Genomic DNA, 14,665 nt, shown 5'->3' on the forward strand with positions numbered 1-14,665 from the left:
GCGCCCCTCTACGTCAAATGACGCATGGGTCGGACCACGCCTCCTGGCCCCCTGCCGTCATCCCGGCGAAGGCCGGGATCGCACTGCCTGCCTGCGCCACGAACAAGGAGGCGGGATGCCAGCATTCGCCGGCATGTTTAAAAGCTATCATGCCCCCTGCTAAGCCAGCATCTCCGCCGTGACCGGCAGGGTGCGGATGCGCTTGCCGGTCGCGGCATGGATGGCGTTGACCAGGGCGGGGATGACCGGCGGCAGGGCGGGTTCGCCCAGGCCGGTGGGCGGATAATCGGTCTTCAAGAACTCCACCACGATCCGCGGCGCATCGGCGATGCGCAGATAGGGGTGGGTATCGTAATTGGCCTGCTCCACCGCGCCAGCGACCTGGGTGATCTGCTGACCGGCCAGCGCCTGACCCAGCCCCTCGATCACAGACCCTTGCGCCTGATGCAGCGCGTTGATCGGGTTGATGATCTGGCTGCCGACATCGCCCGCGACCCAGACGGTCTTCACCTTGGGCATCCCATCGACGATCGCCACTTCCAGCACTTCGGCGAAATAGCCCATATGGCTGTAATAGAAGGCGAAGCCCTTGCCCGTGCCCTTGGGCAGCGCCTTGCGCGTCGCCCAGCCGCCCATGGCGAGCGCCTTTTCGATCACGCCTTGCGCGCGGGCGGTAACGAAGGGCGGCTGGTTGGGGCCGCGCGGCAGTTCCTTTGGATCGCGTAGCAGCTCCAGCATGAGGGTCGGCAGATCCTTGCCCGCCGCCTGCGCGACCTCGTCGAGAAAGGCCTGGGTGACGAAGGCCAGCGCGTTGGAGCCGGGCGCGCGCAGCCAGCCGGTCGGCATGTTGGTGGAAAGGAAACTCTGTTCCAGCAGGACATTGTCGATCAAACCGGCGGGCAGTTCGCTGGCGGGCATTTCCGCCGATCGCACCGGCTTGCCGTCCTTGCCGAAGGTGACGAAATGATCGTGGAAGGCGGTCAGCCTGCCGCCCTTGTCGAGCGCGGCGCGGAAACCGTGCCAGCCGGCGGGGCGATAGAAATCGCGCTGGATATCCTGCTGCCTGTTCCACAGCAGCTTGACCGGCACGCCCGGCACCTGCGCGGCGATCGACGCCGCCTGTACCATATAGTCGTTCATCAGCCGCCGACCGAAGCCGCCGCCGATGCGGGTGAAGTTGATGCGAATCTTGTCCGGCGGCAGGTTCAGCGCCTTGGCCACCAGCCCGCGCCCATTTTCCGGGTTCTGCGTCGGCGCCCAGATTTCAACCGCGCCGTCCTTGAACAGGGCGGTGCAATTTTGCGGCTCCAGCGTGCCGTGGGCGAGGAAGGGATAGTCGTAATCGGCGGCGACCGTCTTTGCCGCGCTGGCGAAGGCGACATCGATATCGCCGGTGCGGACGATGTCGGCATCCGCCTTGCCCTTGCGCTTCGCCGCCGCCTGGCTCGCATAGCTTTCGGTCGAAAACCCGCTGACCGCGCTGACATCCCAGTGGATCTTGAGCGCGTCGCGAGCCTGGTTGGCGCTCCACCAGCTTTTCGAGAGGATGGCGATACCCTCAAAGCCGGATTCCGGCGTGCCGTCGCCCTTGATCGTCAGCACATGGGCAATGCCGGGCAGCGCTTTCACTTCGTCCAGATTGGCGGACTTAATGGCGCCGCCGAAGGCCGGGCAGGTTTCCAATACGGCATAAAGCATGCCCGGCAGCTTGAAATCGATGCCGAACAGCGGCTTGCCCGCGACGATGGCGGGTGTATCGACGCCGACAACCGACTGGCCGATGATGCGGAAATCGGCGGGTTCCGTCAGTTTGAGCGTCGCCGGATCAGGCGCGGGCAGTTTCGCCGCCGCCGCCGCGAGCGAGGCATAGGTCGCCGACTTGCCGGATTGGGGATCGCTGACCGTGCCGGCGGACGTCTTCAGCGTTTCCGGCGCCACACCCCAGCCCTGCGCGGCCGCCGCGACCAGCATCGCCCGCGCCGCTGCGCCCGCCTGCCGCGTGGGCAGCCATTCGCGCGGCGTCGTGCGGCTGCCGCCCGCGCTCTGGCCGCCGAAGACCTTGGCGTCGGCATGGGTCTGCTCGATCGTCACCTGGCTCCAGTCGACGCCCAGTTCCTCGGCGATCATCATCGGCAGCATCGTCTTGGCGCCCTGCCCGATCTCCGCATTTTTCGCGCCGATGACGACGCGATTGTCGGGCAGGATGCGGATGAAGGCGGTCAGGATCACCGGTGTCCCGTCGGCCGCCCGCGCCAGCGGCACATTCAGGTCAAACAACAGGCCGCCGCCCGCCAGCAGCGAGGCGGAAATGAAGCCCCGGCGCGAAAGGATGGCGGCGCTCATGCCTGCACGTCCTGGATGCCGGCGGCGTCCTTGATCGCGGCGCGGATGCGCACATAGGTGGAGCAGCGGCAGAGATTGCCCATCATCGCCGCATCGATCTCTTCATCGCTGGGTTTTGGCGTCGTCGCGAGCAAAGCGGTGGCGCTCATGATCTGCCCGGCCTGGCAATAGCCGCATTGCGGCACGTCATGCTTCACCCAGGCGGCGGCGATGCGCTTGCCGGGATCGCCCGTCTGCACGCCTTCGATCGTGGTGATCGCCTTGCCGGCCACATCGCCAAGCGGCGTCTGGCAGGATCGCACCGCGTCACCGCCGACATGCACCGTGCAAGCGCCGCACAGCCCCGCGCCGCAGCCGAACTTGGTGCCGACCATGTCGAGATCCTCGCGCAGCACCCAGAGCAGGGGCTTGGCGGCGTCGCCATCGACCTGTCGTTTCTGACCATTGACCGTGAAGCTGATCGCCATATGTCTACCCCGTCTCTCTTGCCGCCAATAGAGGCGCATCTGCACGCGTCTGTCCAGTCGTCATGACAGCAGCGGAACGACATCCCCGCTGTCGCGCGCGATCGGGCGCGGCTGGACATGGACCAGCAACGCGTCGAGCTGATCGCGCGCCTCCACCACGCCGCGCGCCAGCAGCCGCCCGCGCGCGTCGATCAGCGCGGCGGACGGTCGGTCGCCGGACCGGAAATCGCGCATCACCTCGGCGCTCATGATGACGTCGGTGTCGCGGATATGATGCTGGCGCAGCATGTCGCCATAGTCTTCCGCCCGTCCTTCCCCCAGGAAAAGCAGACGCAGCCGCTTGCGATCGGTCAGCGCCAGCGCGTCGCGGATCGCGGCGCGGCTGGCGGGGCAATCGGGGCGGATGAACAGCAGCAGCAGCGCGCGCCCGTCCGCGCTCGGCCCGCCGATCGTCAGCATGTCCCCGGCCAGGGTCGGCGCGCTGACCACCGGGGCCGCGCCGCCGAGACCGGGCAGGCCGGCGCGCTGCGCGATCGGCATGGCGCGATCCTGCAACAGCCGCACCTGGCGCGCCAGCGCGACCACCGCCACGACCAGCAGGATGACGATGATCCAGAGAAGGAAGAGAGACGCGATCAGCACCAGGCGGTCATGCTCACAGACATTGGAGCATGGCGCTAACCCGGCGATCCGCGTCGCTCGATAGGGCGTTTGACGTAGGGCCTCGGCCGGGCGTCCCGCTATGCCGGACGCAGGGTCGTCCGCAGGAACCCTTTGGGCGGCGCAGGCCGCCTCGCAGCAAGCACGCAAAAAGCCTCTCCCATAGCGGCTTGCTCCGGCCCGGACTCCTTGTGGGTCCGGGCCGTCATATTGGGGTAAGCGCGCAATGCTACGTCGTTCACCCCATTGCCGCTCCGCCGCCTGCCCCTAGCTTCCGTGACAAAGGTCAAGGGTGTTAAAGGGGGTAATGCGATGAGGCCGAAACATGCGCTGCTGGGCGCTTTGCTCGCCGCCACGGTGATTTCGTCGGCGGCGGTCGTCGCCCAGAATGACAAGCCCACCGTGCCCGCCGCGCTGGAAGCCAAGATCAAGACACTGTCCAAGGAAAAGCGCGATTTCCTGACTTCCGACCCGGCCGAGATGTTCGCCGGCTCCTACGACAAATTGTTCGAGCGGCTGGCGACCAAGACGCCGGAAGAAATCAGCGCCTATATCGAGGCGATGATGGACGCGGTGGCAGCATCGAAGTTCAACGCCAAGACCGACATGGCGGCTATCCCGCTCGATACTGACAATGAAAATTTCAACGGCTGGAAACTGCGCCGGCCCAGCGGCCTGGACCCCAAGCGCGAACCGGGGCCGTTTGAACTCAGCTATTACGCCCATGGTCGCGGCGGCGGCGTTTATGGCGGCGGCATCGCGACCTTCGCCGGCGCGCCGGTCGCGATCTTCCCGGAGGATCTGGTCGCGGGCAAGGTCGACGTCGCGATCGTCGGCGCCCCGCTGGACATGGGATCGGGCTATCGCGGGGCCAAGGGCGGGCCGTCCGCGATGCGCACCCAATATGGCGCGGGCGGCATCGACATGTACACGATGGTCGATCCGTCCAAGGAATTGAAGATCGTCGATTATGGCGACATCGCCGTCGACAATATGTCGACCGAGCGCACCGTCGCCCATGTGCGCGAGCGGGTAGCGGAAATCGCGCGCACCGGTGCCATCCCCTTCATCGTCGGCGGCGACCATAGCCTGGAATATAGCGACGTCGCAGGGATAGCCGACGTCCATGGCAAGGGCAGTTTCGGCGTCGTCCATTTCGATTCCCACTATGATGCGGGCAAGGGCGGCGTCCATTTCATCACCCATGGCGCCCCGGTCTATCGCGCGGTCAAGGAAGGCCATGTGCTGGGCAAGAATTATATCCAAGTGGGCCTGCGCGGGCCATGGCCGGAGAAGGAAGGCTTCGAATGGATGCGCGACAATGGCGTGCGCTACCATGCGATGCCGGAGGTCGAGAAGAATGGATGGGCCGCGACGATGGAACGCGCGCTCAAGGAAGCGCGGGAGAGCGGCAAGAAGCTCTACGTTTCCTTCGACGTGGACGTGCTCGACCCCGCCTTCATCCCCGGCACCGGCACCCCGGTCCCCGGCGGGCTGACGATGCGGGAGGCGATCCCGATCGTGCGCCGCCTGTGCGCCGAAAATGATCTGATCGGTTTCGAGATCGTGGAACTCGCCCCAGTGCTGGACCCGACCTATCGCAGCGCCTTGAACGCCAATTTCATCATGCACGCCTGCCTGACCGGGGTGGCGATGCGCAAGAAGGGGATCAGGCAGGCGGGCTATCTGTCCGACCTGACCACCGAACATGGCCAGCCCTATTATGGCGACAAGGCGGCCAAGGACGGCAAGGCGGAGAAGGTCGATCCCGGTTTCGCGCGGGGCGGTCGTCGGCCGACGACCTGATCGGGTTATTGCGAAGGAATGCGGAGGGGTAGCTGGCGGACGCGGGCCACCCTTTTCGTTACATACGTCATATGCCCCATGTCGCGACCTGCCTGCGCTAACCACATGTCTTATATGACCGTGCAAAGCGCCATCACCGTGCCGCCCAGGTCCCGGCACCAGCGGGTGGACGGGCGCGCCATGGTCGCCTTTTCCCCGCGCGGCGTCCGCGACATGATGCAGGTGGCGCCGGCGCGGCTGCTGTTCCCCGATGGGCGCGAGGGCGATTTTCCGCTGGCCGTCACCGTCACTACCAGCGGCGGGCTGACCGGCGGCGACCGGCTGGCGCTCGACGTCATCGTCGATCCCGGCGCGGCGGCGACGATCGTGCCGCAGGCAGCCGAAAAGCTGTACCGCGCGCTGGACGAGGACGAACCGACCCGCATCGACACGCGCATCAGCATCGGCGCGGGCGCGACCTGCGAATGGCTGGCGCAGGAGGCGATATTGTTCGACCGCAGCCGCATGCGGCGCACGCTCGACGCGAACCTGGCGCCCGACGCGCGGATGCTGGCGATGGAGACGCTGGTGCTGGGGCGCGGCGCGATGGGGGAAAGCTACACCAGCGGCCTGATCCACGACGCCTGGCGCATCCGGCGCGACGGGCGGCTGGTCTGGGCCGACACGCTCCATGTCGAAGGCGATTTCGCAAGCCAGGGCCGCGCGCCTTTCGGCTTCGGCGATGCGACCGCGATCGCCACTCTGGTCTATGCCGGAGCGGATGCGGGCGACTATCTCGACCTGGCGCGCAGCCTGTTCGACGGGCCGGGTGCGGGCGCGACCAGTTTCGACGGCCTGCTGATCCTGCGCCTGACCGCCGCCGATCCGCAGGCGCTGCGCAAGGATGTGATGCGCGCGGCGGGCATATTGCGCGCCGCCATTTTCGGATTGTCGCCAACCATGCCAACCATCTGTTACTGCTAGGGCCATGAATCTCACGGGGCGGGAAAAGGACAAGCTGCTGGTCGCGATGGCCGCGATGGTCGCGCGCGGCCGGCTGGCGCGCGGGGTGAAGCTCAATCATCCCGAAGCGATCGCGCTCATCACCGACCATGTGGTGGAGGGCGCACGCGACGGCCAGTCGGTCGCCGCATTGATGGCGAGCGGCGGCCATGTGCTGACCCGCGATCAGGTGATGGAGGGCATAGCCGAGATGATCCACGACATACAGGTCGAGGCGACCTTCCCCGACGGCACGAAGCTGGTCACCGTGCACAGGCCGATCCGGTGATCCCCGGCGAGATCATCCCCGCCAGCGGCGACATATTGCTCAACGAGGGGCGTGTCCCCGTCACCCTCACTATCGCCAATAGCGGCGACCGGCCGATCCAGGTCGGCAGCCATTATCATTTCGCCGAAACCAACCCGGCGCTGGTCTTCGATCGGGCAGCGGCGCGCGGCTATCGGCTCGACATACCGTCGGGCACTGCCGTCCGCTTCGAGCCTGGCCAGACGCGCGACGTGCAGCTCATCCCCTATGCCGGCGACCGGATCGTCATCGGCTTCCGCGGCGATGTGATGGGGAAGCTCTGACATGCCCGTGACCATGACCCGCCGCGCCTATGCCGGGATGTTCGGCCCCACGACCGGGGACCGCGTGCGGCTGGGCGATTCTTCGCTCTTCATCCGGGTCGAGGAAGACCGGACCATCTATGGCGAGGAAGTGAAGTTCGGCGGCGGCAAGGTGATCCGCGACGGCATGGGGCAAAGCCAGATGAGCCGCGCGGACGGCGCGCCCGACACCGTCATCACCAATGCGCTGATCCTGGATCATTGGGGTATCGTGAAGGCCGACGTGGCGATCCGCGACGGCCTGATCGCTGCGATCGGCAAGGCGGGCAACCCGGACGTCCAGCCCGGCGTCACCATTCCCATCGGGCCGGGTACGGAGATCATCGCGGGCGAAGGCCGCATCCTGACCGCGGGCGGGATCGACTCCCATATCCATTTCATCTGCCCCCAGCAGGTGGACGAGGCGCTGAATGCGGGCATCACCACCATGCTGGGCGGCGGCACCGGCCCGGCGCACGGTACGCTGGCGACGACCTGTACGCCCGGCGGCTGGCATATCGGACGCATGTTGCAGGCGCTCGAAACCATGCCGATGAATTTCGGCCTGTTCGGCAAGGGCAATGCCAGCCAGCCCGCCGCGCTGGAGGAGATGATCCGTGCGGGCGTCTGCGGCCTCAAGCTGCACGAGGATTGGGGCACGACCCCGGCCGCGATCGATTGCTGCCTGTCGGTCGCCGACGACTATGACATCCAGGTCGCGATCCATACCGACACGCTCAACGAAGCGGGCTTCGTCGAAAGCACGGTCGGCGCGTTCAAGGGACGGACCATCCACGCCTTCCATACCGAAGGTGCGGGTGGCGGCCATGCGCCCGACATCATCAAGGTGGCGGGCCTGCCCAACGTCCTGCCATCCTCCACCAACCCGACCCGGCCCTATACCGTCAACACGATCGAGGAACATCTCGACATGCTGATGGTGTGCCACCATCTCGACCCGCGCATCGCCGAGGATGTCGCCTTCGCCGACAGCCGCATCCGCAAGGAGACGATCGCGGCGGAGGATATTCTCCACGATCTGGGCGCTTTCTCGATGATGTCGTCGGACAGCCAGGCGATGGGGCGCGTGGGCGAGACGATCATCCGCTGCTGGCAGAGTGCGGACAAGATGAAGCAGCAGCGCGGGTCGCTGGGATCGGACGATGCCGACAGCGACAATTTCCGCGCGAAACGCTATATCGCCAAATATACGATCAACCCGGCGATCGCCCATGGCATCGGCCATATCGTCGGGTCGATCGCGGTCGGCAAGCTGGCCGATCTCGTTCTCTGGTCGCCCGCCTTCTTCGCGGTGAAGCCCGACATGGTCATCAAAGGCGGCAGCATCGCCACCGCGCCGATGGGCGACCCCAATGCCAGCATCCCCACGCCCCAGCCGGTCCATTACCGCCCGATGTTCGGCGGCATGGGCCGGGCAGGCGCGCTGTCGGCGGTGCATTTCGTGTCGGCTGCGGGGATTGCGGACGGGATCGGCGAACGGCTGCACCTCGCCCGGCCGCTCGAAGCCGTGCGCAATACGCGCGGCGGGATCGGCAAGGCGTCGATGATCCTGAACGACGCGATGCCCGACATCCAGGTCGATCCCGAGACTTACGAAGTGCGGGCCGACGGCGAACTGCTCACCTGCGAACCGGCCAGCGTGCTGCCGTTCGCGCAGCGCTATTTCCTGTTCTGATGAAGGCCCGATCATGCTGACCGCCCATGACGTCATCCCCCAAGGCCACTGGTCCGGTCCAGCCGCCGACCATATCATGCTGGATCATGACGCGCGGCACCGTCGGCGCTGGGTCTACACCGCCGACCATGGCACCATGTTCCTGCTCGACCTGGCCCGCGCCACGGTGCTGGGGCATGGCGACGCGCTGCAACTGTCGGACGGGCGGCTGGTTGAAATTCTTGCCGCCCCCGAAGCGCTGGTCGAGGTCACCGCCGACAGCGCGTCGACGATGATGCGGCTCGCCTGGCATATCGGCAACCGGCACCTGCCCGCCGAACTCCATCCCCACGCCATCCGCCTGCGCGACGACCATGTCATCAACGCCATGCTCGAAGGGCTGGGCGCGACGGTGACGCAGATCGAGGCGCCCTTCACCCCCGAAGGCGGCGCCTATTCGGGTGGCGGCCATCATCATGGTCATGCGCACGATCATGACCATGGCCACGATCACCACCACCACGACCATGCTGGCTGACGCCGCCCTCCACCGCCTTCTGGCCTGGACCTCGCCTGCCTATCCGGTGGGCAGCTTTACCTATAGCCATGGCCTGGAAACCGCGGTCGAGGACGGCCGCGTCCGCACCGCGACCGATGTCGCCGCCTATGTCGAGGCGGTGCTGGCGCGCGGCGGCGGCTGGGTGGATGCGGTGCTGTTCGTCCATGCTTATGAAACGGCAGGTGACGCCGCAGCGTTCGATGCCATCGCCGAACTGGCGGGCGCGTTCCGGGGCAGCAGCGAAACGGCGCTGGAAAGCCGACAGCAGGGTGGCTCCTTCCTGTCGGTCACGCGCAAGGCCTGGCCCCATCCGACGCTCGACGCCTTTGCCGCGCGCTGGGAAGGGCGTCCGATGGCGCATACGGTCGTGATGGCGCTGGCCTGCGCCGCCCATGCCATCCCGCTGGAACCCGCGCTGCACGGCTGGCTTCATGCCACCGCCGCCAATCTGGTATCGGCCGGGGTGCGCCTCGTGCCGCTCGGCCAGACCGACGGGCAGTTGGCGCTCGCCGCCCTCTCCCACGCCATTCCGGCCATCGCCGCCAAAGCGACGATTACGTCGCTCGACGATCTCGGCACCGCCGCGCCCGACCTTGAACTCGCCAGCCTGGCCCATGAAACCCTCTACACAAGGCTCTTCCGCTCATGACCTCTCGTAACGGTCCCTTACGCGTCGGCATCGGCGGCCCGGTTGGCTCCGGCAAGACCGCGCTGACCGACCGGCTCTGCAAGGCGATGCGCGACCATTATAATATCGCCGCCATCACCAACGACATCTACACCCGCGAGGATGCGGAATTTCTCACCCGTTCCGGCGCGCTGGTGCCGGAACGGATCATGGGCGTGGAGACGGGCGGCTGCCCGCATACCGCGATCCGCGAGGACGCCAGCATCAATCTGGCTGCGGTGGACGAGATGAGCCGGAAATTCCCCGGCCTGGAGGTCATCTTCATCGAAAGCGGCGGCGACAATCTCGCCGCGACCTTCAGCCCCGAACTGGCCGACATCACCATCTACGTCATCGATGTGTCGGCCGGCGACAAGATCCCGCGCAAGGGCGGACCGGGCATCACGAGGTCCGACCTGCTGCTCATCAACAAGATCGACCTCGCCCCGCTGGTGGGCGCGGACCTGGGCGTCATGGACAGGGACGCCAGGAAGATGCGGGGGCAGCGCCCCTTCCTCTTCACCAACCTCAAGGACAATATCGGCCTGCCCGCCGTCATCGCCTTCATCGTCGCGACCGGCGGCCTGCGCCCCTGGCCCGCCGATACCGCCGCGATCTGATGGACCGCGCCGCCTATGTCCTGCGCGAAAAGCGGCTCTACAATAAATGGGTCGCGAGCCAGACATTGGAGGATTATGCCCTGCGCTACACCGCCGACAGCGCGCGGCGCTGGACGGCGGGACAGGTGGCGGGCACCGCGATCGGCGCGACCGCCTTCCTCGCCTGCGAAGCGATCGGCGCGTCGATCACCCTGACCTACGGCTTCGCCAACAGCGTCGCCGCGATCGCCGCCGCCGTCGCTTTGATGTTCGTCATCGGCCTGCCTATCGCCTATCACGCCGCCAAGCACGGTCTGGACATCGACCTGCTGACGCGCGGCGCCGGCTTTGGCTATCTGGGGTCCACCCTCACCTCGCTCATCTACGCCAGCTTCACCTTCCTGCTCTTTTCGGTCGAAGCGACGATCATGGCGGTCGCGCTGCGGGCGATGACCGGGATGCCGATGAGCCTCGCCTATCTGGCGAGCGCGCTGGTGGTCATCCCGATCGCACTCTACGGCATGAGCGCCATCACCCGGTTCCAGAACGCGACCCAATGGGTCTGGATCACGCTACAAGTCGCGCCGATCGCCTATATCCTCTGGTCCGGCCCGGCCGCGCTGGCCGAATGGAGCCATTTCACCGGGCAACTGGGCGCCAGGGACGGCAGCGTCAGCCTGCTCTATTTCGGCTTCGCGCTGTCCACCCTCCTCTCCCTTCTGCCGCAAATCGGGGAGCAGGCGGACTATCTGCGCTTCCTGCCGGACAAGGCGACGATCGGCCGAGGGAAATGGTGGGCGGCGATGCTGGCGGGCGGGCCGGGATGGACCCTGATCGGCGGCATGAAGCTGCTGCTCGGGTCATGGCTGGCGCATTTCCTGGTCAAGAGCGCCGCCTTGCAGAGCGAGGCGTCCAGCCCGACCGCGATGTTCCAGGCGATCTATACCGCCATGTCGGGCCATGCCGGCCTGTCGCTGATCCTGACCGGCCTGTTCGTCATCATCTGCCAATTGAAGATCAACGTCACCAACGCCTATGCCGGATCGATCGCCTGGTCGAATTTCTTCGCCCGCCTGACGCACAGCCATCCCGGCCGCGTCGTGTGGCTCATCTTCAATGTGCTGCTCGCTTTGCTGCTGATGGAAGTCGGCATTTTCGACGCGATCGAGGCGATATTGATCCTCTACGCCACGGTCGCGGCGGGCTGGATCGGGGCGCTGGCCGCGGACCTGATGATCTCCAAGCCGCTGCGCCTGTCGCCTGCGGGAATCGAGTTCAAGCGGGCGCATCTGTTCGACATCAATCCGGTGGGCATTGGCGCGATGCTGCTGTCCATCGCGGTATCCGCTCTCGCCCATTTCGGCCTGATGGGCGACATAGCCCGCGCCTTCGCCCCGGTGATCGGCATGGCGGTCGCTTTCACCAGCGCCCCGATCATCGCGCTTGTCACCCATGGCCGCTATTATATCGCCCGCCGGTCCCACTGGCCCGCAGGCAGCGATATAAAGACCTGCATCATCTGCGAAAACGCGTTCCAGCATGCCGACATGGCGCATTGCCCGATGTATGCCGCGCCGATCTGCTCGCTCTGCTGCACGCTGGAGGCGCGCTGCCACGACCGGTGCAAGACCGACAGCCGGGCGACGCAGCAGGCCGCGCGCTGGCTGGAACGGCTGCTGCCCCGCGCCATCGCCAAACATGTGCATACGCCCGTCGGCCATTTCATCGCCGTCATGAGCATCATCACGCTGGCAAACGGCGCGTTGATGGGCGGCATCGGCTGGCAGGTGGCGCGGCGCGCGCCGTCCTTCGCGGCGCAAACGTCCAGCCTGATGCTGGGCCTGTTCCTGCTCTTTTCGCTGTTCGGCGGGGTCATCGCCTGGATGATCGTGCTGGCACACCAGAGCCGCCGGTCGGCGATGCAGGAAAGCGAGCATCATGTGCAGAAACTGATGGAAGAGGTGATCGCCCATGACGTGACCGGCGCGGAACTGCAACGCGCCAAGGAGGCGGCCGAAGCCGCCAACGCCGCCAAGAGCCGCTATCTGGTCAGCGTCAGCCATGAAATCCGATCCCCGCTCAACAGCATCTACGGCTATGCCCAGCTTATGGAGCGCGGTCACGAGATCGCCCCGATCGAAGCGGCCAAGGTCATTCGCCGCAGCGCCGAGCATCTGACCAATCTGGTCGAAGGGCTGATGGACATCAGCCAGGTCGAAAGCGGCGTGCTGCGCATCAGCAGCGAAACGGTGCGCCTGTCTCCCTTCGTCGATCAGATCGCCAATATGTTCCGGCCGCAGGCGCAGTCCAAGGGGATCGACTTCCTCTACGAACGGCCCGAAAAACTGCCGGATTTCGTCCGCACCGACCAGAAACGCTTACGCCAGATCCTGATCAACCTCCTGTCCAACGCGATCAAGTTCACGCGCAGCGGATCGGTCACCTTCCGTGTCCAATATCGCAGCCAGATGGCGACGTTCGACATCGTCGACACCGGCATCGGCATCGCCGCCGATGACCTCAAACGCATTTTCGATCCGTTCGAACGCGGCTCCAATCCCGACGCGCAAAAGCAGAAGGGCATCGGCCTCGGCCTCGCCATCACCCAGGCGCTGGTGCAGATATTGGGCGGCGACCTGTCCGTGGTCAGCACCGCGGAGCAGGGCACGCAATTCACGGTGCGGCTGATGCTGGGCCATGTCGCGGGCGTGGCCGACAGCCAGCCGGTCGAAACGATCAGAGGCTATGAAGGCGACCGGCGCAAAGTGCTGCTGATCGACGATGACGCCGTCCAGGTGGCGGTGCTGCGCGGGCTGCTGGAGCCGCTCGACTTCATCGTGTTCGAGGCGCTGAACGGACGCACCGGCATGGAGATCGCCGCACGCGAACAGCCCGACATCGTCCTGCTCGACATCTCCATGCCCGGCGAATCGGGTTGGGACGTGTGCCGGGCGCTGCGCGAGACGCTGGGCGGCGCGGTCCGCATCGTCATGGTGTCGGCCAATGCGCATGAGTTCCATCGCGGTGGCGATGGCCGCGCGGCGCATGACATGTTCCTGATGAAGCCGGTCGATCTCGACGCGTTGCTCGATGCGATCGCGGACCAGTTGCGCATCCGCTGGACCGGCGACGCGCTGCCGGCACCCGTCCCCGCCATCGGGGACGAAGCGCTGCCGCCGCTGCCGCAGGAAGCCGCGCCGATCCTGGCCGATATCGAGCAGAAGGCGATCATCGGCCATGTCCGCGGCATCGAATCCAGCATCCGCACGCTGGAGGAAACCGTGCCCGACGCCGCGCCGCTGACCCGACGCCTCCTCGCCCATCTCGACCGTTTCGACCTCAAGGGGCTGATCAGAACCATAAGGGCCGCCCGATGACCACGCCTTCCCACACCGATACCGTCCTCGTCGTGGACGACACACCCGAATCGCTGCGCTTCCTGACCGACACGCTGGAGGCGGCCAATATCTCCGTGCTGATCGCCACCAGCGGCGACGCGGCGATCGAACTGCTGGACCATGTCGCCCCCGACCTTATCCTGATGGACGCGGTGATGCCGGGGCTGGACGGGTTCGAGACGACGCGCGCGATCAAGCAGATGCCCGCGGGCGCGCCGATTCCGATCATCTTCATGACCGGCCTCACCGAAAGCGAGCATGTCGTCCATGCGCTGGAGGCGGGCGGCGTCGATTATGTGCGCAAACCGATCGTGGTCGAGGAGCTGTTGGCCCGCGTGCGCGTCCATATGGCCAATGCGCGCCAGACCCAGGGCGGGCAGTTCGCGCTCGACGCCACCGGGCGGAACCTGATCGCGGTCGCAACCGACGGGCGGCTGAGCTGGAGCACGCCGGGTGCGGAGAAATTGATGGAGGCGCTGGCGCCGGGCTGGTCGCGCGGCGACGCCGCGCCGCCTGCGCTGCTGCGCAACGCCATCGGACGGCTGCTGGCCGACGATCTCGCCCCCGGCGCGACGGCGAAGGCGGACAGCGGCCAGGGCGATACGGTCGAACTCATCATCGTCGGGCGGCCGCGCCGCGACGAGATATTGATCCGCCTCAACCATATCGACCCGCAGGCCGACATCGGCCGGCTCCAAAGCCACTTTGCCCTGACCCAGCGCGAAGCCGAAGTGTTGCTGTGGATCAGCTACGGCAAGCCCAACCGGGTCATCAGCGAGATATTGGTCATCAGCCCGCGCACCGTGAACAAGCATCTGGAGCAGATTTTCGAGAAGCTGGGCGTGGAAACGCGGGCCGCGGCGGCCGCCTTCGCGGTGCGGGTGATCGCGCATTGAGCCCC

General features: G+C 66.3%; 13 protein-coding genes. 10 read left to right on the forward strand and 3 right to left on the reverse strand.

Annotated features, from left to right (window positions below; all coding sequences use genetic code 11):
- Window positions 1-159: 159 nt before the first annotated feature.
- The 3 genes from ABT375_RS07090 to ABT375_RS07100 are packed head-to-tail and all read right to left on the reverse strand — an operon-like array spanning window position 160 to window position 3,452.
- Window positions 160-2,343 (reverse strand): molybdopterin cofactor-binding domain-containing protein, encoded by a 2,184-nt coding sequence (locus ABT375_RS07090; RefSeq protein ID WP_416464589.1) that lies wholly within the window; start codon window positions 2,341-2,343, stop codon window positions 160-162.
- Window positions 2,340-2,810 (reverse strand): (2Fe-2S)-binding protein, encoded by a 471-nt coding sequence (locus ABT375_RS07095; RefSeq protein WP_066600872.1) that lies wholly within the window; start codon window positions 2,808-2,810, stop codon window positions 2,340-2,342. The genes ABT375_RS07090 and ABT375_RS07095 overlap by 4 nt, the downstream gene beginning before the upstream one ends.
- A gap of 60 nt (window positions 2,811-2,870) precedes the next feature.
- Window positions 2,871-3,452, reverse strand: coding sequence for a methylamine utilization protein MauD (locus tag ABT375_RS07100; protein WP_416464590.1), 582 nt, complete (start codon window positions 3,450-3,452; stop codon window positions 2,871-2,873).
- Window positions 3,453-3,782: 330 nt separating this feature from the next.
- Here ABT375_RS07100 and ABT375_RS07105 point away from each other — a divergent pair, with 330 nt between their 5' ends.
- From ABT375_RS07105 to ABT375_RS07150, 10 genes are all read left to right on the forward strand, one after another.
- The gene (locus ABT375_RS07105) at window positions 3,783-5,276 is read left to right on the forward strand and encodes an agmatinase family protein (RefSeq protein ID WP_416464591.1); all 1,494 of its coding nucleotides are present in this window, start codon (window positions 3,783-3,785) and stop codon (window positions 5,274-5,276) included.
- Window positions 5,277-5,381: 105 nt separating this feature from the next.
- Complete coding sequence (locus ABT375_RS07110) at window positions 5,382-6,239, forward strand: urease accessory protein UreD (protein WP_416464592.1); 858 nt, start codon at window positions 5,382-5,384, stop codon at window positions 6,237-6,239.
- Window positions 6,240-6,243: 4 nt separating this feature from the next.
- Window positions 6,244-6,546, forward strand: coding sequence for an urease subunit gamma (locus ABT375_RS07115; RefSeq protein ID WP_066600864.1), 303 nt, complete (start codon window positions 6,244-6,246; stop codon window positions 6,544-6,546).
- Window positions 6,543-6,848: an urease subunit beta gene (locus ABT375_RS07120; protein ID WP_416464593.1), complete on the forward strand. Its 306-nt coding sequence runs from the start codon at window positions 6,543-6,545 to the stop codon at window positions 6,846-6,848. The genes ABT375_RS07115 and ABT375_RS07120 overlap by 4 nt, the downstream gene beginning before the upstream one ends.
- 1 nt (window position 6,849) lies before the next feature.
- A complete protein-coding gene (gene ureC / locus ABT375_RS07125) occupies window positions 6,850-8,562 on the forward strand; it encodes an urease subunit alpha (RefSeq protein ID WP_416464594.1) in 1,713 nt (570 codons plus the stop codon).
- A 13-nt stretch (window positions 8,563-8,575) separates the two neighbouring features.
- Window positions 8,576-9,079: an urease accessory protein UreE gene (ureE, locus tag ABT375_RS07130; RefSeq protein WP_416464595.1), complete on the forward strand. Its 504-nt coding sequence runs from the start codon at window positions 8,576-8,578 to the stop codon at window positions 9,077-9,079.
- Window positions 9,036-9,749 (forward strand): urease accessory protein UreF, encoded by a 714-nt coding sequence (locus ABT375_RS07135; RefSeq protein WP_416464596.1) that lies wholly within the window; start codon window positions 9,036-9,038, stop codon window positions 9,747-9,749. The genes ureE and ABT375_RS07135 overlap by 44 nt, the downstream gene beginning before the upstream one ends.
- On the forward strand, window positions 9,746-10,387 hold the full coding sequence (gene ureG / locus ABT375_RS07140) for an urease accessory protein UreG (protein ID WP_261936522.1): 642 nt from the start codon (window positions 9,746-9,748) through the stop codon (window positions 10,385-10,387). The genes ABT375_RS07135 and ureG overlap by 4 nt, the downstream gene beginning before the upstream one ends.
- Window positions 10,387-13,743, forward strand: coding sequence for an ATP-binding protein (locus ABT375_RS07145; protein WP_416464597.1), 3,357 nt, complete (start codon window positions 10,387-10,389; stop codon window positions 13,741-13,743). Before ureG ends, ABT375_RS07145 begins: the two co-directional genes overlap by 1 nt.
- Window positions 13,740-14,660, forward strand: coding sequence for a response regulator (locus tag ABT375_RS07150; RefSeq protein WP_416464598.1), 921 nt, complete (start codon window positions 13,740-13,742; stop codon window positions 14,658-14,660). Before ABT375_RS07145 ends, ABT375_RS07150 begins: the two co-directional genes overlap by 4 nt.
- Window positions 14,661-14,665: the final 5 nt, after the last annotated feature.

It is taken from the genome of Sphingomonas sp. VDB2 (assembly GCF_047946695.1).
In the GTDB taxonomy this organism is placed as follows: Bacteria; Pseudomonadota; Alphaproteobacteria; order Sphingomonadales; family Sphingomonadaceae; genus Sphingobium; species Sphingobium bisphenolicum.